The sequence below is a fragment of the Microtetraspora sp. NBRC 13810 genome (assembly GCF_030268685.1).
In the GTDB taxonomy this organism is placed as follows: Bacteria; Actinomycetota; Actinomycetes; order Streptosporangiales; family Streptosporangiaceae; genus BSRQ01.
The window spans coordinates 569,827-596,205 of sequence record NZ_BSRQ01000001.1; the positions used below are offsets into that span (position 1 = coordinate 569,827).

30 protein-coding genes and 2 pseudogenes are annotated in these 26,379 nt (G+C 70.1%); 17 read left to right on the forward strand and 15 right to left on the reverse strand.

Annotated elements, in window-relative coordinates:
* The first annotated feature begins 194 nt into the window (after positions 1–194).
* From QSK26_RS02585 to QSK26_RS02605, 5 genes are all read left to right on the forward strand, one after another.
* Positions 195–1,040, forward strand: a complete 846-nt coding sequence (locus tag QSK26_RS02585) for a glycerophosphodiester phosphodiesterase (protein WP_285773287.1) — start codon at positions 195–197, stop codon at positions 1,038–1,040.
* 554 nt (positions 1,041–1,594) lie between these two features.
* Positions 1,595–2,788 (forward strand): Nramp family divalent metal transporter, encoded by a 1,194-nt coding sequence (locus tag QSK26_RS02590; protein WP_285773288.1) that lies wholly within the window; start codon positions 1,595–1,597, stop codon positions 2,786–2,788.
* A gap of 21 nt (positions 2,789–2,809) precedes the next feature.
* Positions 2,810–3,082: a hypothetical protein gene (locus QSK26_RS02595; protein ID WP_285773289.1), complete on the forward strand. Its 273-nt coding sequence runs from the start codon at positions 2,810–2,812 to the stop codon at positions 3,080–3,082.
* A 191-nt stretch (positions 3,083–3,273) separates the two neighbouring features.
* Complete coding sequence (locus QSK26_RS02600; RefSeq protein WP_285773290.1) at positions 3,274–4,458, forward strand: carboxylate-amine ligase; 1,185 nt, start codon at positions 3,274–3,276, stop codon at positions 4,456–4,458.
* Between the two features lie 94 nt (positions 4,459–4,552).
* Positions 4,553–5,788, forward strand: a complete 1,236-nt coding sequence (locus QSK26_RS02605) for an NAD(P)/FAD-dependent oxidoreductase (protein WP_285773291.1) — start codon at positions 4,553–4,555, stop codon at positions 5,786–5,788.
* On the opposite strand, the gene QSK26_RS02610 is transcribed toward QSK26_RS02605, so the two are convergent.
* On the reverse strand, positions 5,778–6,323 hold the full coding sequence (locus tag QSK26_RS02610) for a hypothetical protein (protein WP_285773292.1): 546 nt from the start codon (positions 6,321–6,323) through the stop codon (positions 5,778–5,780). The two genes, QSK26_RS02605 and QSK26_RS02610, sit on opposite strands and share 11 nt — an antisense overlap.
* A gap of 59 nt (positions 6,324–6,382) precedes the next feature.
* Here QSK26_RS02610 and QSK26_RS02615 point away from each other — a divergent pair, with 59 nt between their 5' ends.
* Entirely contained in the window at positions 6,383–6,826 is a 444-nt protein-coding gene (locus tag QSK26_RS02615) for a MarR family winged helix-turn-helix transcriptional regulator (RefSeq protein WP_285773293.1), read from the forward strand.
* A 39-nt stretch (positions 6,827–6,865) separates the two neighbouring features.
* On the opposite strand, the gene ppk2 is transcribed toward QSK26_RS02615, so the two are convergent.
* Entirely contained in the window at positions 6,866–7,807 is a 942-nt protein-coding gene (gene ppk2 / locus QSK26_RS02620) for a polyphosphate kinase 2 (RefSeq protein ID WP_285773294.1), read from the reverse strand.
* A 181-nt stretch (positions 7,808–7,988) separates the two neighbouring features.
* On the opposite strand from ppk2, the gene QSK26_RS02625 reads away from it, so the two are divergent.
* The 4 genes from QSK26_RS02625 (at position 7,989) to QSK26_RS02640 (ending at position 10,491) form a co-directional block, all read left to right on the forward strand.
* Positions 7,989–8,678, forward strand: coding sequence for a hypothetical protein (locus QSK26_RS02625; RefSeq protein WP_285773295.1), 690 nt, complete (start codon positions 7,989–7,991; stop codon positions 8,676–8,678).
* A gap of 117 nt (positions 8,679–8,795) precedes the next feature.
* Positions 8,796–9,149, forward strand: coding sequence for a YbaB/EbfC family nucleoid-associated protein (locus QSK26_RS02630; RefSeq protein WP_285773296.1), 354 nt, complete (start codon positions 8,796–8,798; stop codon positions 9,147–9,149).
* On the forward strand, positions 9,146–9,451 hold the full coding sequence (locus QSK26_RS02635; RefSeq protein ID WP_285773297.1) for a hypothetical protein: 306 nt from the start codon (positions 9,146–9,148) through the stop codon (positions 9,449–9,451). The genes QSK26_RS02630 and QSK26_RS02635 overlap by 4 nt, the downstream gene beginning before the upstream one ends.
* Positions 9,448–10,491 (forward strand): hypothetical protein, encoded by a 1,044-nt coding sequence (locus tag QSK26_RS02640; RefSeq protein ID WP_285773298.1) that lies wholly within the window; start codon positions 9,448–9,450, stop codon positions 10,489–10,491. Before QSK26_RS02635 ends, QSK26_RS02640 begins: the two co-directional genes overlap by 4 nt.
* Before the next feature lie 60 nt (positions 10,492–10,551).
* Here the strand turns inward: QSK26_RS02640 and QSK26_RS02645 are convergent, their stop codons facing one another.
* The gene (locus tag QSK26_RS02645; protein WP_285773299.1) at positions 10,552–11,670 is read right to left on the reverse strand and encodes an SMP-30/gluconolactonase/LRE family protein; all 1,119 of its coding nucleotides are present in this window, start codon (positions 11,668–11,670) and stop codon (positions 10,552–10,554) included.
* A gap of 245 nt (positions 11,671–11,915) precedes the next feature.
* On the opposite strand from QSK26_RS02645, the pseudogene QSK26_RS41680 reads away from it, so the two are divergent.
* Positions 11,916–12,179, forward strand: a pseudogene (locus QSK26_RS41680) (VOC family protein); the annotation flags it as partial.
* A 61-nt stretch (positions 12,180–12,240) separates the two neighbouring features.
* Here QSK26_RS41680 and QSK26_RS02650 read toward each other — a convergent pair.
* Together QSK26_RS02650 and QSK26_RS02655 are read right to left on the reverse strand one after the other, a co-directional pair.
* The gene (locus QSK26_RS02650; protein WP_285773300.1) at positions 12,241–12,888 is read right to left on the reverse strand and encodes an HAD family hydrolase; all 648 of its coding nucleotides are present in this window, start codon (positions 12,886–12,888) and stop codon (positions 12,241–12,243) included.
* A gap of 136 nt (positions 12,889–13,024) precedes the next feature.
* Positions 13,025–14,188 (reverse strand): acyl-CoA dehydrogenase family protein, encoded by a 1,164-nt coding sequence (locus QSK26_RS02655; protein WP_285773301.1) that lies wholly within the window; start codon positions 14,186–14,188, stop codon positions 13,025–13,027.
* Between the two features lie 194 nt (positions 14,189–14,382).
* Between QSK26_RS02655 and QSK26_RS02660 the strand changes: the two genes are divergently transcribed.
* On the forward strand, positions 14,383–15,696 hold the full coding sequence (locus QSK26_RS02660; RefSeq protein ID WP_285773302.1) for a UDP-glucose dehydrogenase family protein: 1,314 nt from the start codon (positions 14,383–14,385) through the stop codon (positions 15,694–15,696).
* A 54-nt stretch (positions 15,697–15,750) separates the two neighbouring features.
* Here the strand turns inward: QSK26_RS02660 and QSK26_RS02665 are convergent, their stop codons facing one another.
* The gene (locus QSK26_RS02665; protein WP_285773303.1) at positions 15,751–16,218 is read right to left on the reverse strand and encodes a MarR family winged helix-turn-helix transcriptional regulator; all 468 of its coding nucleotides are present in this window, start codon (positions 16,216–16,218) and stop codon (positions 15,751–15,753) included.
* 180 nt (positions 16,219–16,398) lie between these two features.
* Between QSK26_RS02665 and QSK26_RS02670 the strand changes: the two genes are divergently transcribed.
* Entirely contained in the window at positions 16,399–17,046 is a 648-nt protein-coding gene (locus QSK26_RS02670) for a nitroreductase family protein (protein WP_285773304.1), read from the forward strand.
* Between the two features lie 13 nt (positions 17,047–17,059).
* Here the strand turns inward: QSK26_RS02670 and purE are convergent, their stop codons facing one another.
* Complete coding sequence (gene purE, locus QSK26_RS02675; protein WP_285773305.1) at positions 17,060–17,572, reverse strand: 5-(carboxyamino)imidazole ribonucleotide mutase; 513 nt, start codon at positions 17,570–17,572, stop codon at positions 17,060–17,062.
* Complete coding sequence (locus QSK26_RS02680; RefSeq protein WP_502888655.1) at positions 17,569–18,723, reverse strand: 5-(carboxyamino)imidazole ribonucleotide synthase; 1,155 nt, start codon at positions 18,721–18,723, stop codon at positions 17,569–17,571. The genes purE and QSK26_RS02680 overlap by 4 nt, the downstream gene beginning before the upstream one ends.
* Before the next feature lie 313 nt (positions 18,724–19,036).
* Here QSK26_RS02680 and QSK26_RS02685 point away from each other — a divergent pair, with 313 nt between their 5' ends.
* Positions 19,037–19,516 carry a GtrA family protein gene (locus QSK26_RS02685; protein WP_285773306.1) on the forward strand — a complete coding sequence of 160 codons (480 nt, stop codon included), beginning with the start codon at positions 19,037–19,039 and terminating at the stop codon, positions 19,514–19,516.
* On the opposite strand, the gene QSK26_RS02690 is transcribed toward QSK26_RS02685, so the two are convergent.
* Together QSK26_RS02690 and QSK26_RS41685 are read right to left on the reverse strand one after the other, a co-directional pair.
* A complete protein-coding gene (locus QSK26_RS02690) occupies positions 19,513–20,499 on the reverse strand; it encodes a sensor histidine kinase (protein ID WP_352244284.1) in 987 nt (328 codons plus the stop codon). The genes QSK26_RS02685 and QSK26_RS02690 overlap by 4 nt on opposite strands.
* A 12-nt stretch (positions 20,500–20,511) precedes the next feature.
* A pseudogene (locus QSK26_RS41685) lies at positions 20,512–20,676 on the reverse strand (two-component sensor histidine kinase); the annotation flags it as partial.
* Between QSK26_RS41685 and QSK26_RS41690 the strand changes: the two are divergent.
* The gene (locus QSK26_RS41690; RefSeq protein ID WP_352244286.1) at positions 20,623–20,781 is read left to right on the forward strand and encodes a hypothetical protein; all 159 of its coding nucleotides are present in this window, start codon (positions 20,623–20,625) and stop codon (positions 20,779–20,781) included. The pseudogene QSK26_RS41685 and the gene QSK26_RS41690 overlap by 54 nt on opposite strands.
* A gap of 15 nt (positions 20,782–20,796) precedes the next feature.
* Here the strand turns inward: QSK26_RS41690 and QSK26_RS02695 are convergent, their stop codons facing one another.
* The 4 genes from QSK26_RS02695 to QSK26_RS02710 all read right to left on the reverse strand — a co-directional run bounded on the left by QSK26_RS02695 (position 20,797) and on the right by QSK26_RS02710 (position 23,711).
* Positions 20,797–21,465, reverse strand: coding sequence for a response regulator transcription factor (locus QSK26_RS02695; RefSeq protein ID WP_012888073.1), 669 nt, complete (start codon positions 21,463–21,465; stop codon positions 20,797–20,799).
* 410 nt (positions 21,466–21,875) lie between these two features.
* Positions 21,876–22,358 carry a bacterioferritin gene (gene bfr, locus QSK26_RS02700; RefSeq protein ID WP_285773308.1) on the reverse strand — a complete coding sequence of 161 codons (483 nt, stop codon included), beginning with the start codon at positions 22,356–22,358 and terminating at the stop codon, positions 21,876–21,878.
* 15 nt (positions 22,359–22,373) lie between these two features.
* On the reverse strand, positions 22,374–22,553 hold the full coding sequence (locus QSK26_RS02705; RefSeq protein WP_285773309.1) for a (2Fe-2S)-binding protein: 180 nt from the start codon (positions 22,551–22,553) through the stop codon (positions 22,374–22,376).
* A gap of 270 nt (positions 22,554–22,823) precedes the next feature.
* Positions 22,824–23,711 carry a diacylglycerol/lipid kinase family protein gene (locus QSK26_RS02710; protein WP_285773310.1) on the reverse strand — a complete coding sequence of 296 codons (888 nt, stop codon included), beginning with the start codon at positions 23,709–23,711 and terminating at the stop codon, positions 22,824–22,826.
* 205 nt (positions 23,712–23,916) lie between these two features.
* Between QSK26_RS02710 and QSK26_RS02715 the strand changes: the two genes are divergently transcribed.
* A complete protein-coding gene (locus QSK26_RS02715; protein ID WP_285773311.1) occupies positions 23,917–24,654 on the forward strand; it encodes a phosphatase PAP2 family protein in 738 nt (245 codons plus the stop codon).
* Positions 24,655–24,658: 4 nt separating this feature from the next.
* Positions 24,659–25,339 (forward strand): phosphatase PAP2 family protein, encoded by a 681-nt coding sequence (locus QSK26_RS02720; protein ID WP_285773312.1) that lies wholly within the window; start codon positions 24,659–24,661, stop codon positions 25,337–25,339.
* 382 nt (positions 25,340–25,721) lie between these two features.
* Here the strand turns inward: QSK26_RS02720 and QSK26_RS02725 are convergent, their stop codons facing one another.
* Positions 25,722–26,345, reverse strand: a complete 624-nt coding sequence (locus QSK26_RS02725) for an MBL fold metallo-hydrolase (RefSeq protein ID WP_285773313.1) — start codon at positions 26,343–26,345, stop codon at positions 25,722–25,724.
* Positions 26,346–26,379 lie beyond the last annotated feature (34 nt).

The following is a 26,379-nucleotide window of genomic DNA, read 5'->3' on the forward strand; positions in this document are numbered from 1 at the left end:
GCCGGGCCGACGCATGTCCCCCGCACGGGCCGCCCATCGCCGCCTCCCTCACCGGAAGCAAGATCTAGAACATCATTCGAGCGATGCCACTGCTCATCTGCCCGGCATCGATCGGCCACTCGGCCATCAACTCGGCGTCATCCAGCCGAGTCAGGTTCGGAACACAGGCCGCCTCCCACAGCCAGAGGAGACCCATGTTCCGCCGACTCGGCCTCATCACCTCGATCGCGCTCGCGGTTCTCGCGGCGACCGTCCCCCAGGCGGCCGCCGTGGCGCCGCCCCCGGTCGTCAACGTCGCCCACCGGGGGGCGTCCGCGTACGCGCCGGAGAACACCGTCGCCGCCTTCGAACTGGCGCGCGGCCAGGGCGCCGACCTGTTCGAGCTGGACGTGCAGGAGACCAGGGACCACAAGCTGGTCCTGATGCACGACACCACGCTGGCCCGCACCACGAACGTCGAGAACGTCTTCCCCGGCCGGTCGCCGTACCGGGTCGGCGACTTCACCCTGGCCGAGATCCGCAGGCTGGACGCGGGCTCCTGGTTCGGCCGCGACTTCGCCGGGGAGCCGGTGCCCACGCTCGCCGACGCGCTGCGCGCCATGAACGGCGGCGGCCTCGGCCTGCTGCTGGAGGTGAAGGCGCCGGAGCTCTACGAGGGCATCGAGGGCCGCATCGCCGCCGAGCTGCGCCGGCACTCCGCGTGGCTGCGGCCCGGCCGGCTCGTCGTGCAGTCCTTCGACTGGGACTCGATGCGCACCTTCCATCGCGCGCTGCCCACCGTACCGGTCGGCCTGCTCGGCACGCCCACGGTCGGACAACTCCCCGGCCTCGCCTCCTTCGCCGCCCAGATCAACCCACCGCACGCCGATGTCACCGCGGAGTACGTCCGGCGGGTCCACGCGAACGGCATGGAGATCCTCACCTGGACCGTGGACGACCCGGCGGTCATGCGACGCGTGATCGGCCACGGCGTGGACGGCGTCATCACCAACCGCCCGGACGTCCTGGCGGAGGTCACCTCGAAGACACGAGCCGCCTGACCCTGCCCCCGCCCCCGCCCCTGACCCTGACCCTGACCCTGACCGCGAGGCCGTCTCCACGACCCGGAGACGGCCTCTCCGCATGCCCGCCCGCCCCTTCCCGCACATAGGAACCCGCTCCCCGGCCCGCCACCCGACACCATCCCCGCACCCCCTTTCCCACAGGCACGAAGTTCGCCTCACCATTCGCCCTAATTTGCCGGTATTTGCGAAAAAAGCCCGCCTTGAGATTATTAATCAGCATTTATGCATAAATCGCGACTCGACAACCCGCTTATATCGTGATCTACGTTTCACCCGCCTCTTTATATGGGTATTTCTGACCCAGCATGCCCACTCTGGTGATGCACTCCAGAAAAGTTCTGATCTTTCGGATGCCGGGCTATTTGGGGAAGCCAGTGATCGTTCGTAACAAAACGACGGGTTCGAGCAGGCGGACGGGTAAGCGCATCTCGTTGTGGGTGATCCCCACCAGGCGCACCGACGGCGTGGCCGCGGAACTTCGCGATACCGGGGGCACGCGGCAGAGTACCGGCGTCACCAGGATCGCCCCCATGCTGGGGCCGGCCTTCGTGGCGGCGATCGCGTACGTGGATCCGGGCAACGTCGCCACCAACCTCACGGCGGGCGCCACCCTCGGCTACTCACTCGTGTGGGTGGTCGTGATGGCCAGTCTCGTCGCCATCCTCGTGCAGTTCCAGGCGGCCAAGCTGGGCATGGCCACCGGCCTGAGCCTGTCCCAGCTGTGCCGGCGGCGGTTCACCCGGTGGGGTAACCGGATGCTGTGGCTCCAGGCCGAGATCGTGGTGCTCGCCACCGACCTGGCGGAGTTCGTCGGCGCGGCGATCGGGCTGCAACTGCTGTTCGGGATGCCGGTGGCGCTGTCGGCGGTGGTGACCGCCGTGGTGTCGCTGGCGCTGCTGGAACTGCGACGCAAGGGCCGGACCCGCCCGTTCGAGCTGATGAGCGCCGCGGCCCTGCTGCTGGTGGGCGCGGGCGTCGGCTACGACATCATCGCCGTGGGCGAGCAGTCCGCGAGCGGGCTCGCCGCCGGGCTGATCCCGACGTTGGGCGGCGAGGGCGCGCTGCTGCTGGCCATGGGGATCGTCGGCGCCACGGTCATGCCGCACGCGGTCTACCTGCATTCGGCCCTGGTCCAGGGCCGCGGCCTGTCCACCGCCGACGCGCGCAGGCAGCCCGCGCTGGTCCGCCGGATCCTGCGGCTGGACTGCTCGCTCGCCCTGGGCGTCGCCACCGTCATCAACGTCTCGATGATCGCCCTCGGCGCCGGGCTCGCCGCCGCCACGAGCGGCGGCTGGACCGGGGACCTCGTCGCCGCGCACGCCGAACTGGCGGCCCGGATCGGCGGCGCCGCCGCCCTCGCCTTCGCCGTCGCGCTGCTCTCCTCCGGCGTCTCCTCCGCCGGCATCGGGACGCTCGCCGGCGACATCGTCATGCAGGGCTTCCTCGGCTGGCGGGTACCCGTGCACATCCGCCGGCTGGTGACGATGGCGCCGGCCGTCGCCGCGCTGCTCTCCGGCGCGTCCCTGACCGCGATGCTGGTGCTCAGCCAGGTGGTCATCTCCCTCGGCGTGCCGGTCGCGCTGTTCCTGCTCGTCTACTTCTGCCGCGACAGGAAGCTGATGGGCCCGCTGGTCAACGCCCCGCTCACCACCTGGATCGCGGGCACCGCCGGAGCCGTCGTCGCCCTGCTCGCCTGCTCCCTGCCGATCACCATGCTGTTCTGACCCCCACCGAGGAGCCCCGCGATGCGCCCCCTGGACAAGTGCCGCGTGAAATCGGACGCGGAGGGACCGCCGATCCCGATCTCCCTTTCCCGGACCCGGCTGAAACTCCGCGCCTTCGCGATCCTGGCCGTGCTCAGCGCTTTCTCCGACCTGCCCGGCTGGGTCACGCCGGCCCTGCTGCTCGTCTGCGCGGCGATCCCGCTCGCCGTGTGGACTCTGTGGGGACCGGAATCGGTCCGCGCCCTTTTCCTGCCGCCTCCGCGTTCCATGGAGAACACGCCGGAAAAGGAGTGACTTTCCCTTCCGGAAATGTCATCCGGCCGCCGTTCACGACGCGCGGAGATCCCTCGGTGGTTTCCCGGACCCGCAAGGGGTAGAGGAGCGGTCCGATCGCCCGGGTGCGGGCGGCGCGAGAAGGGAGACAGGGCGGATGACGTGTGCGACACGGTGGCCGCGATGACCGGCTCCACTGGGGGGCGGTCGTGATGGGACGGCCCGATCCGCCCGCGCTCACCGTGGGCGTGGAGGAGGAGTTCCTGCTCATCGACCCGGAGACCGGGCAGGTGCTGCCGGTGTGCGAGGACGTCCGGAGCCGGCTCGGGGGGCCCGAGGCCGAGCAGGTGGTGTCGGAGCTGGCGCAGTTCCAGATCGAGACGAACAGCGGGGTGCACACGGATCTGCGCCGGCTGGAGGAGGAGCTGCTGCGGCTGCGCCGTACGGTGGGCGAGGCCGCGGCGGGCTGCGGCGCCCGCCTCGCCGCCTGCGGGACGGCGTTGTTCGGGCACACCGACCTGCCGCCGCTGACGCACTCGGCCCGGTACCGGAACATGCGCCGGCACTACCGCGACATCCTGCGCGGGCAGGGCGTGTGCGGCTGCCACGTGCACGTCGGGATCGAGGACCGCGAGGAGGCGGTCCAGGTGAGCAACCACGTGCGCCCCTGGCTCCCGGTGTTGCAGGCCCTGACCAGCAACTCCCCCATCTCCTACGGGCACGACACGGGCTACGCGAGCTGGCGGGCGATCGTGTGGGGCAGGTGGCCGAGCACCGACCCGCCGCCCTTCTTCCACTCCGCCGAGCACTATGACGCCCTCGTGGCCGGCCTGGGCGACGCGGGCGTCATCCTGGACGAGGGGATGGTGTACTGGCAGGTCAGGCTGTCGCGCACCTGGCCCACCATGGAGTTCCGGCTGTCCGACTCCTGTGCCACGGCGGGCGAGGCCGTGCTGCTGGCCGGGCTGATCCGGGCGCTCTCCGCCACGGCGCTGGCCGACGTGCGCGCCGGGGTGGCGCCGCCGGAGGTGGACCAGACCCTGCTGAGCGCGGCCTGCTGGGGCGCCGCCCGCGGCGGCCTGGAGGGCGAGAACCTCGACCTGCTCTCCGGCGCCCGGGTGCCGGTCTGGGAGTCGGTCGGCCGCCTGCTGGACCGGGTACGGCCGGCGCTCGCGGTCACCGGCGACCTGCCCCTGGTGGTCAGCGGCCTGGACCGGCTGCGCAGGCACGGCTCCGGAGCCGTCCGCCAGCGGCACGCCCTGCGTCGCAGGGTTTCCCTGCTCGACGTCGCCGACCTTCTGATCCGGCAGACCCAGGCGGCCACCGGCGCGCCGTGCCGGGCCCCCGCCCCGATACCCGTACCCGCGGCCGAGCCGGCGGGGGGCGAAGCGGGGTAGTCCATTTCTCCCCCATGTCGGCGTGGCGCAGGTTCGGCCAGGTCTCTCGGTGGCAGATGGACGCACGACGGCATTCCCATCGGAAGGACGGCACGTGACGGCTCAGAACTCGGCGCGGGGACCGCGCGTCGTGATCGTCGGCGCGGGCTTCGCCGGCCTCGCCGCCGCGCGGCGGGCGGCCCGCGGCGGCGCCCGGGTGACGCTGGTCGACCGGAACACCTACATCACGTTCCAGCCGCTGCTCTACCAGGTGGCCACGGCCGGCCTCAGCCCCGGCGACGTGTCCTACCCGACGCGCAGCTTCGCGGCGAAGTATCCCACGATGCGTACCCGGCAGGCCGCGCTGAGCAAGGTGCTGCCCGACGAGCGGCGGGTGGAGCTCGACGACGGCACCGGCCTGGAGTACGACTATCTGGTGCTGGCCACCGGCGTCACCACCAACTGGCTCGGCGTGCCCGGCGCGGAGCGGGACGCGCTGCCGATCTACTCCGTCGGCGACGCGATCACGCTGCGCAAACGGCTTCAGCGGCGGCTGGAGGACACGGCGGCCGGCCGGCGCGCGAGCACGCACGTGGTCGTGGTCGGCGGCGGGGCCACCGGCGTGGAGATGGCCGGCACGCTCGCCGAGCTGCGCCGCCGGACGATTCCGCTGACCCATCCCGAGATCGGCCCCGGACAGACCAGTGTCACCCTGGTCGAGCGGTTCGACCACGTGCTCTCGCCGTACAAGCCGCGGCTGCGCGCGGCGGCGGCCCGCGCCCTGGCGAAGCGCGGGGTGCGGCTGCGGCTCGGCTCCACGGTGGCCGAGGTCTGCCCGGACGCGGTGGTGCTCGGCGACGGCACCCGGCTGCCCAGCGACGTGACCGTGTGGGCGCTCGGCGTCGCCGCGCCGCCGGAGGCCGCGGACTGGGGGCTGCCGCAGGGCAAGGGTGGCCGGATCACGGTCACCGAGGCGCTCAACGTGGAGCGGTATCCCGAGATCTTCGTCGCCGGGGACCTCGCCGGGCCGCCCGACCCGCTGCCGCAGCTCGCCCAGCCCGCCATCCAGATGGGCGAGCACGTGGGCCGGCAGATCGTCGCCGCCACCAGGGGCGGGCCCGTCCGGCCCTTCGCCTACCGGGATCCGGGGATCATGGCGACGGTGGGCCGCGCCGAGGCCGTGCTGCAGTTCCCCAACGGCTGGACCATGCACGGCCTGCCCGCCTGGCTGGCCTGGATCGTCCTGCACGTCGCCTATCTGCTGGGCGGGCGGAACAGAATGAGCGTGCTGATCAACTTCGTGTGGCGGTACACCGGGCCGCGCCGTACGGCGGCGTCGGTCATCGAGTGACGGGCGGCGGGGCGGTGGCCGCCTCGCGCAGGACGAGGAGCCTGGCCACCCCCGCCATCCAGACGAAGGTGAAGGCGATCACCGTGGGGTTCTTCGCCGCGACGAGGATCGACATCACCAGCTCGCGGCTGCCCGCGGCCACCCAGTGCCCGACGGCCAGGCCGGGCAGCACGTCCAGCACGACGAAGGCCGCCCCGAGCAGGACGAACTGGAGGACGAAGTCGGCCGGCCGCCGGTCGATCCCCTCTCCCAGCCGCCGCCAGATCTCGCCCGCTCTAAGCCCGGCGAGTACGGGATCCCGCCCGAAGGCGAGCCGGAGAACCAGGTAGAAGAGCACCACCCGGCTCACGCCGGTGAGGGCCTCGCCGCCGATCGCGGCCCACGAGGGCAGGTCGTCGCCCCACCGCACGGCGGCGAACCGCTGGACCGTGGGGATGGTGGACACGCCGCATACGAGCCAGAAGTGCCGCAGATAGAAGCGCGCACCCCAGCGGGCCGCGTCGCGGCCCAGAAGTAATCCTGAGGAGACGGTCATACCGCTATAGTAGTTCATTGAGTTGAACTATTCACTGCATCGAAGCATATGGAGGCGGCGTGGACGGCGCGGAACTCGGCTGGGAGCTCAGCACGGCGGTGGTGCTGTTCCACGAGGCGGTCGCCCGCAGGCTCGGCCTCAGCGCCGTCGACCACAAGGCCCTCGGCCTGATCACCAGGCGGGGTCCGCTGCCCGCCGGGGCGCTCGCGGCCGAGCTGGGCATCGGCGCGAGCGCCGTGACCGCGCTGGTGGACCGGCTGGCCCGGGCCGGCTACGTGCGCAGGGTCACCGACCCGGGCGACCGCCGCCGGGTGCTCGTCTCCGCCGACACCGGGCACGTCCCCGACCTCTCGGACATCTTCGCCGCCCTCGGCCGCGACATGAGCGCCTTCATGGCCGACTACGACGAGCGCGAGATCGCGGCGATCACCGACTACGTCACCAGGACCGTCGCCGTGCTCAAAGCCCACACCGCCCGCCTGGCCTCCCCCGGACAGGACTGACCGGGGTCGGAGAACCGGGCGGCTCCAGGCCGCGGGCCGTCAGGTCGTCGAGTGGTCCTCGTCGAAGATGTCGGCGGCGCTGATCACGATACGCGGGTCGGGGGTGCCGACGACCTGCTCGTCCTTGTTCGCGTAGTCGAAGAGGCTCAGCACGTGCCGCATCGACTCCACCCTGGCCCGCTTCTTGTCGTTGCTCTTGATGACCGTCCACCGGGCGAAGTCGGTGTCGGTGTGCAGGAACATGTCCTCCTTGGCCGCGGTGTACTCGTCCCACTTGTCCAGCGAGGCCAGGTCCATCGGGGACAGCTTCCACTGCCGCACCGGGTCCACCTGGCGGATGATGAACCGGGTGCGCTGCTCGGAGCGGGACACCGAGAACCACAGCTTGACCAGATGGATCCCCGAGTCGACGACCAGGCGCTCGAACTGCGGCGCCTGGTCGATGAACTCCAGATACTCGCCCGGGGTGCAGAAGCCCATCACCCGTTCCACTCCGGTGCGGTTGTACCAGGAGCGGTCGAACAGCACGATCTCCCCGGCGGCCGGCAGATGGGCGACGTACCGCTGGAAGTACCACTGGGTCCGCTCGCGCTCGCTGGGCTTCTCCAGCGCCACCACGGTCGCGCCGCGGGGGTTGAGATGCTCCATGAACCGCTTGATCGTGCCGCCCTTGCCGGCCGCGTCACGCCCTTCGAAGAGCACCACGAGCCGGTTCCCGGTGTCCTTGATCCAGTACTGCAACTTGAGCAGCTCGATCTGCAGCAGCCGCTTGTCCTGCTCGTAGACGGTGCGCGACAGCCGTTCCTCGTACGGGTAGTGCTCGCGCCAGGTGTCGACCGGCCGTCCGTCGACCCGCATGAGCACCGGGTCGTCGTCCTCGACATCGTCCACCCACAACCCGGGGATGGTGTCTATGAGCTCACTGTTCTCCGCGGCGGTACGCGGATCGACGACGCCCTGCTCATCCGGCGTGTAGTTCATCGGGCACCTGCGTCAGGCATGCGGACGCTCACTGTGTTCGGGCTCATACCGCCTCATATGACTCGCCGGACCGCCTCTAAACCCAACCGCCCCGAGAAGGTGGATCGACGAGCTTTCTGCGGGTGGCGCAGATCACATGCCTCGCGGTCAACCGGATCCGTCCCCCGCCGGTCTACAGGAGGTGAACAACGCAACGATTCGGACCCGTGCCGAGTCCGAATCCGCCAGGTCCGGTCCGGCCGGCCGCCGGCGGTCCGCGGTGGCGCTCGCCGTACTCGCCGCCGTCGCCCTCACCTCGGCCTGCGCCGCCGAGCAGACCACTCCCTCCGCCACACCCCCGGCCTCCTCCCCGGCGGCCCCCGCCACCTCCGCGGCTCCGCCCGCCACCTCCCCGGCGGCCCCGGCCGCGGCTCCGGCCGCGGCTCCGGAGGTCTTCGGCACCGAGTTCCAGCCCGCCCCGGAGCACGACTGGAGCAAGGGCCGGCCACCGCCCTTCGAGGGGGTCCTGCGAGGTTGGCTCACCTCGGTGGACGACGACGGCGTCGCCGAGTACGAGCCGATCCGGTTCACCCAGTCGGGCGGCGAGGACGGCCACTTCGAAGGTCCCCCGGAGGGCGACGTGGTCCGTTATCTGGCGCCGGTCGCGCAGGATGTGGAGTTCCTCGCCGCCGGCGGCTGCGACGGCACCGCCCAGACCTACGACAGGGCCACCGGTCTCGCCACCGAGTCCTGCCCCCGCCGTACTCTGATCGACAACGTGCGGGAGGCGGCCGCCCTGAACGAGGAGAACGCCTTCCACCCCGCGCTGATCACCACGGAGAACGGCCGGATCGTGAAGGTCGTCGAGATCTTCTGGCAGGGCGGCGGCTGACCCGCCCGCGCCGGGCCCGCGATCCGGTTCACCATGGACAACGCCGGGTGAACTGTGCCTGAACGATGTTGATCTTTCATGGCGACCGCCCCTCCCGGCTCTCTAGCCTCGTAAAACATGGACTTTCTGGACGAATTCGCGGCCTTGCGGGAAACCGCGACGGCCGCGAACGGACTCGTCAGGGTGGAGGTGGACGGCACCTCCGACCTCACCGGGCTGAAGCTCGACCCGCGGGCGCTGCGACTGTCCGCCGCCGAGTTGGAAGAGGCGATCAGGGAGGCGTTCGGCCGGGCCCGCGCGGCGGCCCAGGAACGCGTCACCGAGGCCATGCCAGAGGTGCTGAAGCAGGACCCGCTGGAGCTGAACAGCCTGATCGAGGAGATCACGGCCGACACCCAGGCGGAGATGAACGAGATCCTCTCCACCGTCAACGGGCTGACCCTGCGCCTGGATCGGCTGATGGGGCAGTGAGCGCGACGTTCGACGGGATCCAGGTCGCGTTCGGCTCCCGGATCCGCACCGCCGAAGGTCTGGCCGAGGTCACCGACCGCCTTGAGCGGGCGGTCTCCGGCGCGCTGCCCGGTGCGGCCCGCATCGCGGGCACCCCCGACGATCTGAGCGACGAGTTCGACGCCGAGTGCGCCGGCCTCATCGACCACATGGCGCAGCACTTCGGGGACATCGCCGCCCGCCTGCGCGAGATGGCGGCCAGGCACGTGGCCTCGGAACACAACTACACCCGGGCCGAGCACGCCAACGGGGGAGCACCGTGAACGGGGAACTGCCCGAGAGCCTGCGCTGGGCCCATAGCCTGATCGCCGATGTCGCGCCCCTGGGGAACGACGACGACCGCGACCGCCTCCAGGGGGTCTCGTCCCACCTGGACATCGCCGAGGCGGCCAGGAACAGCCGGACCGGTACGAACGCGTCGGCCGCCCACGTTCGCGCGGCCGGCAACGACAGCGACGACATGGCGGCCTTCGAGGACTCCCTGCCCGTCGCCCAGGTGGCGGCGGACAAGGGCGGCGTGGCCGCCATGGCGTCCGGCACGGCCACCATGCTCCTGGTCACCTACAAGGTGGTCTGGAGGCTGTACGTCATCATCGCCCTGATCTCCCTGGTGATCGCGCTCGCCCGCTACTTCGCCTTCGGCCCGGCGGCCGGTTCGGTGGCGAGCAGGAAGCACATCGCGCTTCTCAGAGAGAGGATGCGTTCGGCGCTCGCCGGCATCAAGGCGAACATCCGGCGCAACCCGGTCGCCGCGCTCCGGCACGCGAGGGCGTTGCTGGGAAGCACGGCGGCCATGGGGAACGCGGGGCGGTGGACCGCCGTCGCGGCGGCGGCCACCCTTCCTCCGGCCCTGGTGGCGATCGCCACCGGCCCCTGGGAGAACAACGAGGAAGCCCGCGACCTCACAGAGCGAGCCCTGAGCGAGACGAGTGAAGGCCGCGCGGCACTCGCCTACGCCAGGGACCACAACATCACCACGATCTACCGGAACGGGCTCCGGCCGGGCGCCTACGAGTCCAAGTACTATCGCAACACCAACGTCCTCATCCTCGGCGCGGAGGACTACGGGAATCCGGACCAGCTCGCCGGGGAGTTCATCCGCCACATCGAGGTGGCCAAGAAGGGTGAGGGCCATTTCGGCGGCGGACCGGGCTACGGCGGCAGGACGGCCGAGCAGGACGAGGCGTGGTATCGCCTTCACTACGACCGCATTCACGACCCCCTTTACTACCAGGGCAGACATGGTGCGGACCTCACGAACTGGCCCTACCGCCAGATCAACCAGTTGTTCGACCTCGATTGACGAAAAGGGAGTTCCGGGGTCGCCGTCGCCACCCCGGAACTCCCTTTTCAGGTCAACCGATCAAGGGCGGAACAGCGGCTTGCCCGGCTCGCCGACATACACGTCGAACATCACCTGATGTTCGAGCGGGCCGTTGAAGAAAGCCTGGTTGGAGACCAGCACGCGATCGTCGAGAAACGCGACGCCCGCCGGCATGTTGAACGGGACCTCCCGCTGCGCGTTCTCCTCCGGCGTGGCGGGCGTCCGCCCGAGCTCCTGGCCGGTGGTGGAGAGCACCATGAGGGCATTGGCATTCGCGACGGCGACGTACATCTTGCCCGACCTCCCGATCGCGAAGCCGTCGATGCCGTCACCGGGCTTGCTCTCCCAGAACGGAACGAGGTCACCCGGGCTTCCGCCGGCGGTGATCGGCAGCTTGTACAGACGCCCGCGACCCGTGGGAATCCCGCTGGGGTCGGACACCCCGTGAAGCGACTGCGCGAACATCAGGGTACGCCCATTGTCGGTGAACCGGATTCCGTTGGGACCGAAGATGCTCTCCAGCCTCGGATCGGTGAACCAGACCTTGGGCGTTCCACCGCCCGGGGGAACACGCCAGATCAGGGCTTGGTTGATGTCCGTGACATACAAGGTCCCGTCGGGCGAGAAGGCCAGGTCGTCGGCGAAGGCGGGCTGGTCGCCGACGGTCGCCGAGCAGTCGTTCGCCGGCTGCCCGGGAGTACACGGCGCGACGTCACGGAAATAGGCGTAGTCACGCTGCTCCCCCGTTCTGGGGTTGAGCGTGAAAACACGCGACGGGTTGTGGTCGATGACGTACAGCAACCCGTCGCCGTCCATGGCCATGCCGAGGAGCCCTTGCCCCTGAGCCGCCTGCCCACGGATGGCATACTCGCGCTGAAGCCGACCCTGCCGATCGTAGGCGAAAACCTTCGAAGGAACGCCGGGAGCGCCCGTGGCGTCCTGATGGGTGCCCACATAGACCGTGCCGTTGTCGACGACAATCGTTTCCGGGTGACCCGGATAAGGCACACTGGCGAAGACATCCGTGTCCAGCCATGGGCGTGTCCAGTTCGGCACCGCCGAGGCCGGCGCGGCGAGAGACATCACCAAGGCGGCGACCATTCCCGCCATCATCAACGGTCGGCGATGCACGCCACGCCATACGGTTGTCAATCTCACGTTAGCTCCTTCTTAGGAGGCCATTGTCGCGATTAGTCATATTTCATGATGATCATGCCATAGAGGGCGGAGTGGTACGTAACATCTACGCGAACTGGGAGGAAATAGATCAAAGTAGGGCGTCTGGGATGGGGGACGAAGCGTGCGGCGGACGTTCAACTTGCGCGCAGGGGCAGAGTTTTGTCACATTTTGCTATCTGTGTCTGATTTTGGCGCCCGGCCGGCGGTTGGGACGAGAGGACATCATGGGCATCCGCCTGAGCGGCATCGTCATCGACACCACGGACCTCGACCTGCTCGCCCGCTTCTGGGGCGGACTACTCAACCTGGACGTCACCCGCCGGGAGCCCGACTGGATCAGCCTCGGCCCCGGCCTCGCTCTCCATCTGGTCCCCGAGCCCAAGACGGTCAAGAACCGCATCCACCTGGATCTGGTCGCCGACGACTTCGCCGCGGCGGTCGGCCGGGCGACCGAGTTGGGCGCGACTCCCGCGGGAGAGATGCAGGAAGACCTGTGGCAGGTCTGGCGCGTAACGGGTTCCTTCGGGCCAACACTCAGAAGGACCTGGCCTAGCTCTCCTGCACGATGCCGATCGCCTGGACCACGTCGGAGACGACGTGGTCCGCATCGCTTTGATGGCCCGGCCAGGTCCCCCGGTCGATCCAGACGGTCCGCAGGCCCGCGCCGCGACCTCCGCCGACGTCCGCGACGGGATGGTCGCCGACCATCCACCCGCCGCCGGCAAGGTCCATGCCACACCGCCGCGCGCCGACCTCGAACAGCGCCCTGTCCGGCTTCCTGACGCCTTCCAGACCTGACAGGGCGCAGGCGTCCACCACATCGGCCAGCCCCGTCTGACGGAGCTTCCCGAGCTGGTTGTCGGCCATCCCATTGGTGACGATCGCCACCTTCCACGCCTGGTCCCGCAGCCCCGCCAGGCCCTCCATCACCTGGGGCCGGCAGCGCACGAGGTACGGCATCCGCGCCCGATACCCGGCCCACAGCGTCTCGACCGGATCGGCGAGGCCGAAACGCTCGCGGACCTTGGCGAAGAAGACCTCCCGGTGCGGGAAACCGTCCCGGTCGAGGGCGGTCAGCCACCCCACGGCCCCCTGACCCAACCGGCGGTCCTCGGCGAACTCCCGGGCCCACACCTGGAACGCCGCGTCGAGGTCGATGAGGGTGTTGTCCAGGTCGAAAAGGGCCAGCCGCTGCACGTGCCCGATCCTACGAGCCGGTCTCGTCGGGCTGGCACGGAACAGCGACGGAACAAGCCCGGAGAGAAGATCGAAGAACATCGGCGAAACCCGGCCGAGGGCAGGCGTCTCAGCCGGGTTTCCGCTGTCAAGACGCCTACTTGAGGAGCTGGCGGGCCATCACCATGCGCTGGATCTGGTTGGTGCCCTCGTAGATCTGGGTGATCTTGGCGTCGCGCATCATGCGTTCGACCGGGTAGTCGCGGGTGTAGCCGTAGCCGCCGAGGAGCTGGACGGCTTCTGTGGTGATCTCCATGGCGGCGTCGGAGGCGGCGCACTTGGCGGCGCTGGAGAAGAAGGTGAGGTCGTCGGCGCGGGTGCCGTGCATGGCGAGTTCGGACTTGGCGGCGGCGGCGTAGGTGAGCTGGCGGGCGGCTTCGAGCTTCATGGCCATGTCGGCGAGCATGAACTGCACGCCCTGGAACTCGGCGATGGGCTTGCCGAACTGCTCGCGCTCCTTGACGTAGCCGATCGCGTAGTCCAGGGCGCCCTGGGCGATGCCGAGGGCCTGGGCGGCGATGGTGACGCGGGTGTGGTCGAGGGTGGCGAGCGCGGTCTTGAAGCCGGTGCCGGGGGCGCCGATCATGCGCGAGGCGGGGATGCGCACGTCCTCGAAGATGACCTGGCGGGTGGGCGAGCCCTTGATGCCGAGCTTCTTCTCCTTCGCCCCGAAGCTGACCCCCTCGTCGCTCTTCTCCACCACGAACGCCGAGATGCCACGGGCCCCCGCGCCCGGTTCGGTCACGGCCATCACGGTGTAGTACTCAGAGATGCCCGCGTTGGTGATCCACATCTTGGTGCCGTTGAGCACGTAGTGGTCCCCGTCGGCGACCGCGCGGGTCTTCATGGAGGCCGCGTCGCTGCCCGCCTCGGGCTCGGAGAGCGCGTAGGAGAACATCGCCTCCCCCCGGGCGACCGGCGGCAGGTAGCGCTGCTTCAGCTCCTCAGAGGCCGACAGCAGCAGCGGGACCGTGCCGAGCTTGTTGACCGCGGGGATGAGCGAGGACGAGGCGCAGGCGCGGGCCACCTCCTCGATGACGATCACCGTGGCCAGCGCGTCGGCTCCGGCGCCGCCGTACTCCTCGGGAACGTGCACGGCGTGGAAGTCGGAGGCGACGAGGTCCTTGTAGACCTCCCAGGGGAACTCTTCGTTCTCGTCGGCCTCGGCCGCCCGGGGGGCGATCTTCGCGTCGGCCAGGTCTCGCACGGCCTCTCGGAGCATCTGGTGCTCTTCGGCGGGGGCATAGAGAGGGAAGCTCATGCACAGATGGTAGGACGTCCAACAAAGTGCCCGCCGTCGCGGGCGGCGCGGAGAGCCTCGCTGGTCAGGCGTGTGGCCTGGCGGCTATCGCTGGCGGTTTACGCACGTGACACAGTGGAAGGCGAGGGCCGATAGCATGCCTCGGCGACCTGACCGCCAATATTGGGGTGAGGTCAGTGGAGAGGAGCGCAGACGTGCCATACCGCCTGACGGTGCTGGGAACCGGATACCTGGGTGCAACACACGCGGCATGCATGGCCGACCTGGGCTTCGAGGTGCTGGGCCTCGACGTCGACGAGAGCAAGATCGCCCGATTGCGCGCCGGCGAGCTGCCCATGTACGAGCCTGGGCTGGAAGAGGTCCTGCGGCGCAACCTGGAGTCCGGCAGGCTCAGGTTCACGACGTCGTACGAGGAGGCCGCCGCGTTCGGCGACGTGCACTTCGTCTGCGTGGGCACGCCGCAGAAGAAGGGCGAGAACGCGGCGGACGTCTCCTACCTCGACGCCGTGGTGGAGTCGCTGGCGCCGTACCTGACCCGCGAGTGCCTGGTGGTGGGCAAGTCCACCGTCCCGGTCGGCACCGCGCAGCGCCTGGCCGACAAGCTCGTACGGCTCGCGCCCGCCGGCCCGCTGGTGGAGCTGGCCTGGAACCCGGAGTTCCTACGCGAGGGCTTCGCCGTGCAGGACACCCTGCACCCGGACCGGATCGTGCTCGGCGTGGCCAGCGAGAAGGCCGAGAAGATCATGCGGGACATCTACACCCCGCTCGGCGACGTGCCGACCATCGTCACCGACTACCCCACGTCCGAGCTGGTCAAGTCGGCGGCGAACGCGTTCCTCGCCACCAAGATCTCCTTCATCAACGCGATGGCCGAGGTGTGCGAGACCTCGCACGCCGACGTCAAGCAGTTGTCGCTGGCGCTGTCCTACGACGAGCGGATCGGCGGCAGGTTCCTCAACCCGGGCCTCGGGTTCGGCGGCGGTTGCCTGCCCAAGGACATCAGGGCGTTCATGGCCCGGGCCGGTGAGCTGGGCGCCGACCAGGCGCTGACCTTTCTGCGCGAGGTCGACGCGATCAACATGCGGCGCCGCGCCCGGATGGTGGACCTCGCCCGCGAGTTGGTCGGCGGTTCCTTCCGCGGCTGCACGGTCGGCGTGCTGGGCGCGGCCTTCAAACCGAACTCCGACGACATCCGCGACTCCCCCGCGCTGGACGTCGCGGTCAAGATCGGCGAGCAGGGCGGCCAGGTGACCGTCTACGACCCGGTGGCGCTGGACAACGCCCGAAAAGCGCACCCGGAGCTGGCCTACGGCACCTCGGCGCTGGACGCGGCGCGCGGCGCGCACGTGGTGCTGCTGCTCACCGAGTGGCAGGAGTTCATCGACCTCGACCCCGAGGAGCTGGGCTCGGTGGTCGCCACCCGCAGGATCGTGGACGGCCGCAACGCGCTGGACGCGGAGGCGTGGCGCGCGGTGGGCTGGAACTACCGCGCACTCGGCCGCCCCTGACCCCGCGCCCCCGGCCGTACCCGAACCGCCCGTGAGGCTCGCCGGGGACGGCCCTCAGGCGCCGGCGCCGAGGAGTTTGCCGAGCAGCGCGCTCAACTGGTCGCGGTCCTCGGGGGTGAGGGATCGGAAGACCTCGTCGAGGAACCCCGGGATCGACGCCTGCGCCTCGGACAGCCGCCGCCGGCCCGAGTCGGTGATGGTGACGGCGTAGGAGCGGCGGTCGTACGGGTTGCGCTCCCTGCGGACGTGGCCCGCCCGTTCCAGGTCGTCGCAGACGCTGACCATGACGCTGCGGTCGATGCGCAGCTCCTCGCTGAGCGCCTGCTGGGAGCAGGGGCCGACGGCGTCGAGCATCTGGAGCACGAGATGCTGCCCCACGCCGAGCCCTTCCTCGGCGGCGTGCGTCTCCGCGGCGCGCGCCACGGCGGCCGAGGCCCGGCACAGCGCGATGTCCAGCCGCTCGGCGGCGAGCCGCGGAAAGTACGCCGGCCGGGCGCGGCCGGCCGTCCTGGTCGTGGCCACGATTGCCCTCCCCTTCGGTAAGCGGTCAGCCTATCGCACCATCTTGCTCCAGATTGTTTGACAGAAGATGATTGTCGGTCCTACGGTCCCAATCATCTGTCGGCAAACTGTTTGAACTCAGATGGAGAGTGGCCGTGCCGCCCCGGCGCGCCCGGCCACCGCTGCCCGAGGAGCCGCGTCATGAGGCTGGACCTGACCCCCGACGAGTTGCTGAGCACGACCCGCGCCGTCCGCAGGCGCCTCGACCTCACCCGGCCCGTGCCGCGTGAGCTGATCGAGGAGTGTGTGGACCTGGCCGTGCAGGCGCCCACCGGGCGCAACCGGCAGCGCTGGCACTTCCTCGTCGTCACCGAGCCCGAGCGGCGGCGGGCCGTGGCCGACATCTTCCTGCGCGCCCTGCCCCTGGCCACCGGACACCCGCTGACCGAACGTGACATGTGGCGGATGAGCTACCACGCCGGCTCCACCGCGCGGGTCTTCGACGGCCTGCGCCACCTGGCCGACAACATCCACCGGGTACCCGCGTTCGTCATCCCGGCCGTGGAAGGGCGGACGGACCGGGCCACCGTGGCTGTTCAGGCGGGCGTGTGGGGATCGATCCTGCCCGCCGTGTGGAGTTTCATGCTGGCCGCCCGCGCACGCGGCCTCGGCACGGTGTGGACGACCGCGCAGGGACCGCTCGAACCGGAACTCGCCGAAGTTCTCGGCGTGCCGTACGAGGAGGTCATGCTGGCCGCTTTCATCCCGCTGGCCTACACCGTCGGGACCGACTTCAGGCCCGCCCCCCGGGTCCCGAGGGAGGAGGTCCTGCACTGGGATCGGTGGTGACCGCAGCGCCCGCTCAGGTGCCGTTCAGTCCCGCGACCTCGGCCCTGAGCTTCTCGCCCTTGGCGTGCGCCTGGGCCCGCAGGTCGTCCTGGAAGGCGCGCATGCGCTGCTGGAGCTCCGGGTCGGCGGCGGCCAGGATCCGTACGGCGAGCAGGCCGGCGTTGCGCGCGCCGCCGATCGCCATCGTGGCCACCGGGACCCCGGCGGGCATCTGCACGATCGACAGCAGCGAGTCCATGCCGTCGAGGTACTTGAGCGGCACCGGGACGCCGATGACCGGCAGCGGCGTGACCGAGGCGAGCATGCCGGGCAGGTGGGCGGCGCCGCCCGCGCCGGCGATGACGACGCGCAGGCCGCGCCCGGCCGCCTGCGCGCCATAGGCGATCATCTCGTCCGGCATCCGGTGCGCGGAGACCACGTCGGCCTCGAACGGCACGCCGAACTCGGCGAGGGCCTCGGCGGCGAGCCGCATGACCGGCCAGTCCGAGTCGCTGCCCATGACGATCCCGACCTGCGGCTGGGTCACGTGTAGATCCCTTCGGTGAGGTAGACGGCGGCGTGCCGGGCGCGGGCGCGGACGGTGTCGAGGTCGTCGCCGAGGGCCGTCACATGGCCGATCTTCCGCCCGGGGCGCACCTCCTTGCCGTAGAAGTGCACCTTGATCCCCGGGTCGTGCGCCATGACGTGCTCGTAGCGGGAGAAGACATCCGGGTCATCGCCGCCGAGCAGGTTGGCCATCACGACGACGGGCGCCGTCTGCGCGGGCGAGCCGAGGGGCAGGTCGAGCACGGCGCGCAGGTGCTGCTCGAACTGGGAGGTGCGCGAGCCCTCGATGGTCCAGTGGCCGCTGTTGTGCGGGCGCATGGCCAGCTCGTTGACGACCAGGCCGGCGCGGGTCTGGAACATCTCCACCGCGAGCAGGCCGGTCACGCCCAGCTCGTCGGCGATGCCGAGGGCGATGCGCTGGGCGACCGCGGCGTCCTCCGGGTCGAGCCCGGGGGCCGGGGCGAGGACCTCGACGCAGATGCCGTCCCGCTGGACGGTCTCCACCACCGGGTAGCTGACCCCCTGGCCGTGCGGCGAGCGGGCGACCAGCACGGCGAGCTCGCGCTCGAACGGCACGAACGCCTCGGCGAGCAGCGGGATCCCGGTGGCCACCGCCTCGGCCGCCTGTTCCTCACCGTCGCACACCCAGACGCCGCGGCCGTCGTACCCGCCGCGCACCGCCTTGAGCACCACCGGCCAGCCGTGCTCCGCGGCGAACTCCGTCACGTCGGCCGCCGACGCCACCCGCCGCCACGCGGGGCAGGGCGCGCCGATCGCGGTCAGCCGCTCGCGCATGACCGCCTTGTCCTGCGCGTGCACCAGCGCGCCGGCCCCCGGACGTACGGCGACGCCACCGGCCTCCAGGGCGCGGATGTGCTCGGTGGGGACGTGCTCGTGGTCGAAGGTGAGCACGTCGCAGCCCTTGGCGAAGTCGCGCAGGTCGCCGAGGTCGCGGTGGTCGCCTAGCCGTACTGAAGAGACGACGCGGGCGGCGCTCTCGTCCGGGGAGGCCGCGAGGACGCGCAGGTCGATGCCGAGCGCGATGGCGGCCTGCTGGGTCATCCTTGCCAGCTGGCCGGCGCCGACCATACCGACGACCGGGCCTACGAGGTGGGTGTTACTGCTGCTCACGTCGCACGAGCCTACCGGCTCGGGCGCGGGCGGCCCTCAGGCGAGGTGGCAGCACGGAAGGCGGCCGAGTGCCACTTTGGTGGAGTTGCGCTCCACCGGACTCTTCTAGAGTATCGGCTTATTGACTGAAATATCAGTCAAAGATCGTCGCTTGGTGACATATGGCCTGATCTTGGGGTAGGGAGCCGGTGCTCCCGGGAGCTTCAACGTGCAGGCGTGGACCCCGGTAGCCTGAACCAAGCAGTCCAAGGGAACCCCCGACCACGCTCGGCGAGGCAGGCGGAGTCGGCGAACGAAAGGACCGTCAGGAGTCGTGAAACTTCTTCGACGCGCCCAGCAGCGCTTCGCGGTCCTTTTCCACGAGCTCGCCAAGTTCGGCGTCATCGGCGCCGTGGCCTTCGTCATCGACTTCGGCGTCACCAACTGGGCGCGCTACGGCCTGGACCTCGGCCCCATGATCTCCAAGGTCATCGCCACCGTGATCGCCGCGACGTTCGCCTACCTGGGCAACCGGTTCTGGACCTGGCGGCACCGCGAGCAGAACGGCATGGCCAGGGAGTACATCCTGTTCTTCGTGCTCAACGGGATCGGGCTGCTGATCTCGCTGCTGGTGATCGGCTTCGTCAGCTACACGCTCAACCTGCACGATCCGCTGAGCTACAACATCGCGCTGATCATCGGTACCGGGCTCGGCACGTTGTTCCGGTTCTGGTCCTACAAGAAGTGGGTCTTCCTGGAGCCCGCGCTCCCGGACACGCTCACCGAGCCCGAGCCCGTTCCCCCCTCGCGCTAGGCGGGGCCGCTCACCACGCGGCGCTTGCGGTCGTGTTCCCGCACGGGGAGCAGGAAGACCGCGAAGACCGCCGGACGCGGCCGTACGAGCTCCAGCCGTCCGCCGTCGGCCGCGGTGAGGGCGCGGGCGAGCGTCAGGCCGAGGCCGGTGCCGCCGCCGCCGCTCACGTTCCGCTCGAAAACCCGGGGCACGAGCTCCTCGGAGATGCCCGGCCCCTGGTCGCCGACCTCGATGACGATGGACTTCGCGCTGCTGCTCGTGGCGACCACGACCGGCCCGCCGCCGTGCTCCAGCGAGTTCTCCAGCAGCGAGGCCACGACCTGGCCGAGACCTCCGGTGGTGGCCATCGCCCGCAGGCCGCGGTCGCCGTCCAGCATCAGCTTCCTGCCGGCCCTGCGGAAGGCCGGCTCCCACTCGGTGAGCTGCTGTTTGAGTACCTCGTCGATGTCGATCGGCGCCGCCTGGGCGTGCCGCTGACGGCGCGCGGCGGCGAGCAGCTCGTCGATCACCGCGGTGAGGCGCTCGGCCTGCACGATGGCGGCCTCGCCCTCCTCGCGCACGACCGTCGGATCACCGGCCGCCGCGACGATCTCCTCCAGGCGCATGCTCAGGCCGGTGAGGGGGGTTCTGAGCTGGTGTGAGGCGTCGGTCGCGAAGTCCCGCTCCCTGCTCAGCAGATCGGAGATGCGGGTGGCGCTGCGGTCGAGGACCTCGGCGACCCGGTCAAGTTCCTGGATCCCGTAGCGGTGCTTGCTCGGCCGGGCGTCGCCCGACCCGAGGCGTTCGGCGATCATCGCGAGGTCCCGGAGGGGCAGCGTCAGCCGCCGGGACTGCACGATGGCCAGCCCGACGGCGACCGCCAGCGCGGCCGCGGCGAGCGCGACGATGAGCAGGAGCCGCGCACGCACGTCCTGCTCCACCTCGGCTCGGTCCCGGCTGACCTGGACCCACACACCGCTTTCCGAGTGAGCGTCCGCGGTCATCTTGTGATCCGCGGACGGCTCCTTCCCCACAATGGTGGCTTTAGGGGGATTGCCGCCCTCATATACCTGAATATAGCGATCGAGGTAGTTTCGTCCTATTTGTTCGGAGTTGATGGGTTCATCTTGGAGTCGGGCATACTCGACCTCCTTGAGCAGCCGCCTCGCGTCGGACTGCAACGCCTGCCCGGCCTCGTCGACTATGAGCCGACTCACGACGACGCCAAGGGGAACACCGAGCAGGAGAACAGCGATGACCGCGACGACCAAGGTGGAGGTCAGTAGCCGGCGGCGCATTACCTATTCTCGCTCGAACCGGAAGCCGACCCCTCGAACCGTCGTGATGTAACGGGGCTTGGCCGCGTCGTCGCCGAGTTTCCGGCGAAGCCAGGAGATGTGCATGTCGAGGGTCTTCGTGGAACCCCACCAGTTGGTGTCCCACACCTCGCGCATGATCTGCTCCCGGGTCACCACCTTGCCGGCGTCCCGGACCAGCACCCTGAGCAGGTCGAACTCCTTGGTCGTCAGGTGCAGCTCCTTGTCGCCCATCCAGGCCCGCCTGGAGTCGGCGTCGATCCGCACACCCTGGACCACGGGCGTCTCGGACGTGCCGCGCCGCAGCAGCGCGCGGACTCTTGCGAGAAGTTCGGCCAGCCGGAACGGTTTCGTGACGTAGTCGTCGGCCCCGGCGTCGAGTCCGACGACGGTGTCGACCTCGTCGACGCGGGCGGTGAGGATCAGCACGGGCGTGCCGTGTCCCTCCGCCCGAATCCGGCGGGCGACTTCCAGGCCGTCCATTTCAGGCAGGCCCAAATCGAGAACTATGAGGTCGATGCCCCCCGACAGTGCCCTTTCCAGGGCCTGCGGGCCGTCGGGGCTCACCTCCACCTGATAGCCCTCCCGGCGCAACGCGCGCGCCAGCGGCTCAGAGATCGAGGTGTCATCCTCGGCGAGAAGTACGCAGGTCATGAACCGATCGTAGGACCTTAGGGGATCGTTTCCCGGGCACAGCGCACGGTTTGACTCGTCGTTGACCTATCCATTGACCTGGGCAAACACTGATAAATCACGGTTAGTGGTCACGCAACGGTTGTAGATTTCCGGGTACGGCTCGCACCCTCCCGGGTAGCCGTCACATGCGTACGCCCACGGATCGTACAACCTCACCTATCACATAATCCCCAGAGGGGACATCGCCTGGCCGTACGGCACTCTACTGGCGTGTCGCCGCATTATCGATAAAGCCGACCATCTCAACGTACGCCCATTATGTACATCCGGAATGACGGCGGCCCCGGCCCCCGCGGCGTCTCGTGGACACCGCGGGGCCGGGGCCGTCCGTGCTCGCCGCCGGTCGCGGCGGGCGGCGCGCCCACGCGTCACTCCGCGCTGGGCGGCTCCGCGTAGCGCGCGAGGTAGAGCTTCTCGCCGAGGCTCTCGATCAGCCCCAGCTCGGTCTCCAGGTAGTCGATGTGGCGCTCCTCGTCTTCGAGGATGTCCTCGAAGATCCGCGCGGAGGTGGCGTCGCCCTTCTCGCGCATCAGGATGACGGCCGGTTTGAGCCGTTGCACCACGCCGAGCTCGAGGTCCAGATCGGCCCTGAGCTGCTCGGCCACCGTCTGCCCGATGTGCAGCGTGCCCAGGCGCTGGTAGTTGGGCAGTCCTTCGAGAAAGAGGATGCGGTCCGTGAGCCGCTCCGCGTGCCGCATCTCGTCAATGGACTCGGCGCGGGTGTGCTCGGCCAGCTTGGTGAAACCCCAGTTCTCCTGCATTTTGGCGTGCAGGAAATACTGGTTGATCGCGGTCAACTCCGATGTGAGCTGCTCGTTCAGCAGCTCGATGATCTGCTTGTCGCCCTGCATAGGGGCCCCTTGTGTCTATGCGGTCGCCATCAATTCCTCAGACCGTTTCAGGATCGCACATATCTTCCTGACACATGACGCACAGTCCCCGCCGGCACCGGTAGCGTCGCGGACCTGCCGCGCGCTCTTCGCACCGGCCGAGATGCAGTCGTGCACTTCACTTTCCGTCACGGCACGGCAGACGCACACGTACATCTTCGGGGGAAGCCTCTCGTGGGGAGGGGAGGAAAAGGGGGCCAATTAGGTAAGGCATGCCTAAGGTACCACCACAGGTAAGCCTTGCCTATGTGAAGACGGCCACACTCTCCCGCGCCGCCTTTCCTCCCGCCCGCAACCCGCCCCTTACCGGCCGCCCCGCCACGAGCAGACGGCCGACCGCAGCCCGCAACCCGCAGCCCATCGTTACCGACCGCAGACCGCAGACCGCAGCCCATCAGTTACGCTGCCGGCCGGCCGTACGGCGCCTCAGTCCCGCGCTTCGGGCAGGCAGACGGTGAGCGCGCCCGGGACGGCCTCGGCCTTGAGCCGGGTGGTGGCCTCGCGCTCGCCGCCGTCCAGCTCGTACCTCAGCGGGGCCCCGAAGCGGGCGGACACCTGCTTGGCACGGGTGATCCGGAGGAACGGCGACTCCTCGGACCGTCCGGTGGCCATCCTACCGAGCACCCTGGCCCACTGGATCGGCCCCTGCGCGGTGGACACGCCGACCTCAAGCCAGCCGTCATCCGGCCGGGCGTCGTCGAACGCCTCGATGCCGCCGGCGATCGTGCCCACGTTGCCCAGCAGCAGGCAGCTCGCCTTCCCCTCGAACCAGGTCGTCCCGTCGATCTCGATCTCCATCGGCACCAGCGGCCCGTCCACGTGCCGGACGGCGGCCCGGACGTAGCTGAGCTTGCCGAGCCGCCGCTTGGCCCGCCCGTCGGCGTCGGCGATCATCTCGGCCTCGAACCCGGCGCCGGCCATCACCGCGAAGTGCTCGCCGTTCAGCAGCCCGAGGTCCAGCTTCCCGTGCCGGCCGTGGAAGCCGATCCGCACCGCCTCCTCCAGGTCGGCGGGGACGCCGAGGTTGCCGGCGAACAGGTTCCCGGTGCCGGCCGGGAGGATCGCCATCGGGACGCCGGAACCGGCCATCGCGTCGGCGCACCGCTGCACCATGCCGTCGCCGCCCCAGACGAACACCAGCCCGGCGCCCTTCTCCAGCGCCTTACGCACCTTCTTCGGCGCCTTCCTGCTCTTGGACACCTCGTACCAGACCAGGTCGCCGACATCCTGCTCGGAGAGCAGCACGCGCAGCCTGTCCAGGCCGGCGCCGAGGGTCTTCTTACGATGCGCGACAACCGCCACGGTGGGGGACATGCTCCCCGATTACCCTCGGCGGCGGTTTACATGCGATCCCCGTCCGCTCCGGCCGGGCAGGAATCAGCGGCCACCGCCGGGGTAATCGTGACCGGATGCGAAACCAGGAACGGTGTCTCACCGGAGACGACGACGCCCGCCGGCCCGGCCGGGACGGGGAGACGGCCCGGCCCTCGCCCGGTCCCGGCCGCGGGAGGGCCGTGCCGTGAGCCGCCCGTGGCTGCGGGCCGGCGACCGCGATCTGGGTGTGCGGCTGGCGGTCGCCGGTGTCGCGGCGGCCCTCGTCCTGATCCCGTTCGGCCTGCTGCTCGTCGTGGCCAAGATGCCCGTCAACCGGCTGGACTCCGGGGTCGCCCAGGCGCTGCACGCGTACGCGCTCGGCCATCCCGGTGTGACCAGGCTGCTCATCGTGTGGACCGACGTGTTCGGGCCGTGGCCGTGGCGGGTCTCGGTCGGCGCGTTCGCCGCGTGGCTGCTGTACCGGGGCGCGCCCAGGCTCGCCCTGTGGGCGATCACCACGGTGACGGTGGGCGGGCTGCTCGGCCTCGTCCTCAAGATCATCATCGCCCGGGCCAGGCCGCACCTGCCGGACCCCGTCGCACTGGCGCCGGGCGACTCCTTCCCGTCGGGCCACGCGATGACCGTGACCCTCGGCGCGGGGGTGATCGTCCTGCTCCTGCTGCCCACGCTGCCCCGGCGGGGGCGGCCCGTCGCCTGGGGCGTCGCGTGGTTCCTGGTGCTGTCGGTCGCCTACACCAGGGTCGCGCTCGGCGTGCACTGGGTGAGCGACGTGGTCGCCGGGATCGTACTGGGCGCGGCCGTAATCGCGGCCACCACGGCGGCGTTCGAAACATGGCGGCGGGAGCAGGGCCGCGAGCCCGCCACGCCGCTGACCGAAGGACTGGAACCCGAGTCGGTGAGGGTACGCCATGGCCATAAGTGAACATGTGAAGTACTACGCTCTGTCGATCGTCACACCCCTGCTCCTGCTCACCGCGATGACGTACGGCGCGGGGCGGCTGGTCCTCGCGTGGCCCACCGGTGAGGCGGCCGTGAGCAGGGGCATGGCCGCCGACCGCACCGCCCTGTGGAACACGCTCACCGACTACGGCACCAGCCTGTCGGACACCCCGTACATCGTGGCGCTCACCGCGATCGGCGCGATCGTCTTCCGGCTCGCGTACCGGCGCTGGCGCGAGTCGGCGTTCCTCGTCGTGGCCGTCTGGAGCCAGTCGCTGGTCTTCCTCACCACCACCGTGCTCATCGACCGGCACCGGCCGCCGGTACGGCACCTCGACCCGGCCCCACCCACCTCCAGCTTCCCCTCCGGCCATGTCAGCGCCGCCGTCGGGTTCTACTGCGCGGTCGCGCTCATCCTCAGCACGCGCGTCCGCAACCGGCCGCTCCAGGTGGCGATCTGGGCACTCGGCGCGGCCGTCCCGCTCATCGTCGGCTTCTCCCGGCTGTACCGGGGCATGCATTTCGTCACGGATGTCCTGTGGGGGCTGCTGCTAGGCGTGTGCTGCGTCGTGGTGGCCGCACGGGGAATCCTGTACCGCCACGAGCCCCGCGCCCAGCGAACACCGGCGACGGAACGCGACACCGGCCACCCGGCCCCAGCCGCATAACCCCCCCACAGCCCTTCCCCCCACCACATCCCTTTCCCCCACCTCATCCCACCACAGCCCTTTCCCCCACCTCACCCCACCGCGCCCATCCACCCCACCGCAGACCCACACCCGTCTCGCTCCGGCACCCGCGCGCTACGGTCTCCCACCCTGCCGCGCCCCGCACCCACCTGGCCGTTGCACTCACGCCACGCCGGCCACCCACGCTGTGCCCTCGGCCCTGCCCTGGACCTGGGCCCGTCCGGCTTTATCCACCCGCGCTGCGGTCTCCATCCCCGCGGCATTCCTCACGCGATGCCGCGGCCTCCACGACCGACGTGTGACCCGCCGCGCCCTTGCACCTGCGCGGCGGGTCCCTCTCTGTCCGGGGCTAGGTCCGGGGCTAGTGTCCCCGGGTGATCCACTCCTCCAGGTGCGGGGCCTCGGCGCCGATCGTGGTGGAGTCGCCGTGGCCGGTGCGGACGACGGTGTCCGCAGGGAGGCTGAGCAGCCGCCCGCGGATCGACTCGATGATCGTGTCGAAGGACGAGTAGGACCGGCCGGTCGCGCCGGGGCCGCCCTGGAAGAGGGTGTCGCCGGTGAAGACCGTCTTCAGCTCGGGGGCGTGCAGACACACCGCGCCGGGCGCGTGGCCCGGCGTGTGCAGCACCTCCAGCCGGATCCCGCCGACGGTGAACGCGTCGCCGTCGGCCAGCGGGGCGTAGCCGGGCGCGTCGGGATAGACCATCTTCCACAGCATGTCGTCGGCGGGATGCAGCCGCACCGGGGCGCCGGTCGCCTCGACGAGCGCGCCCGCCGCGTTGACGTGGTCGTTGTGCGCGTGGGTGCAGATGATCGCCTTGACCCGGCGACCGGCCACCACGTCGAGGATGGCCGGGGCGTCGTGGGCGGCGTCGATCACCACGACCTCCTGGTCGTCGCCGACGATCCAGACGTTGTTGTCGACCTCCCAGGTGCCGCCGTCCAGGCTGAAGGTGCCCGAGGTCACCACGTGGTCGATGCTCATCGGCCGCTCCTCTCGCCCGCCCGCTCCGCGTGAA

What these genes read in the sequence shown, in the direction of transcription:
- QSK26_RS02630 (WP_285773296.1), top strand. Translation starts at nt 8,796, where the DNA reads ATGGACTTTCTGGACGAATTCGCGGCCTTGCGGGAAACCGCGACGGCC.
- QSK26_RS02655 (WP_285773301.1), bottom strand. Translation starts at nt 14,188, where the DNA reads ATGAGCTTCCCTCTCTATGCCCCCGCCGAAGAGCACCAGATGCTCCGA.
- QSK26_RS02695 (WP_012888073.1), bottom strand. Translation starts at nt 21,465, where the DNA reads ATGACCTGCGTACTTCTCGCCGAGGATGACACCTCGATCTCTGAGCCG.
- QSK26_RS02710 (WP_285773310.1), bottom strand. Translation starts at nt 23,711, where the DNA reads ATGTCCCCCACCGTGGCGGTTGTCGCGCATCGTAAGAAGACCCTCGGC.
- QSK26_RS02725 (WP_285773313.1), bottom strand. Translation starts at nt 26,345, where the DNA reads ATGAGCATCGACCACGTGGTGACCTCGGGCACCTTCAGCCTGGACGGC.
- QSK26_RS02705 (WP_285773309.1), bottom strand. Translation starts at nt 22,553, where the DNA reads ATGTACGTGTGCGTCTGCCGTGCCGTGACGGAAAGTGAAGTGCACGAC.
- QSK26_RS02595 (WP_285773289.1), top strand. Translation starts at nt 2,810, where the DNA reads ATGCGCCCCCTGGACAAGTGCCGCGTGAAATCGGACGCGGAGGGACCG.
- QSK26_RS02600 (WP_285773290.1), top strand. Translation starts at nt 3,274, where the DNA reads ATGGGACGGCCCGATCCGCCCGCGCTCACCGTGGGCGTGGAGGAGGAG.
- QSK26_RS02590 (WP_285773288.1), top strand. Translation starts at nt 1,595, where the DNA reads ATGCTGGGGCCGGCCTTCGTGGCGGCGATCGCGTACGTGGATCCGGGC.
- ppk2 (WP_285773294.1), bottom strand. Translation starts at nt 7,807, where the DNA reads ATGAACTACACGCCGGATGAGCAGGGCGTCGTCGATCCGCGTACCGCC.
- QSK26_RS02585 (WP_285773287.1), top strand. Translation starts at nt 195, where the DNA reads ATGTTCCGCCGACTCGGCCTCATCACCTCGATCGCGCTCGCGGTTCTC.
- QSK26_RS02670 (WP_285773304.1), top strand. Translation starts at nt 16,399, where the DNA reads ATGAGGCTGGACCTGACCCCCGACGAGTTGCTGAGCACGACCCGCGCC.
- QSK26_RS02690 (WP_352244284.1), bottom strand. Translation starts at nt 20,499, where the DNA reads ATGACCGCGGACGCTCACTCGGAAAGCGGTGTGTGGGTCCAGGTCAGC.
- bfr (WP_285773308.1), bottom strand. Translation starts at nt 22,358, where the DNA reads ATGCAGGGCGACAAGCAGATCATCGAGCTGCTGAACGAGCAGCTCACA.
- QSK26_RS02610 (WP_285773292.1), bottom strand. Translation starts at nt 6,323, where the DNA reads ATGACCGTCTCCTCAGGATTACTTCTGGGCCGCGACGCGGCCCGCTGG.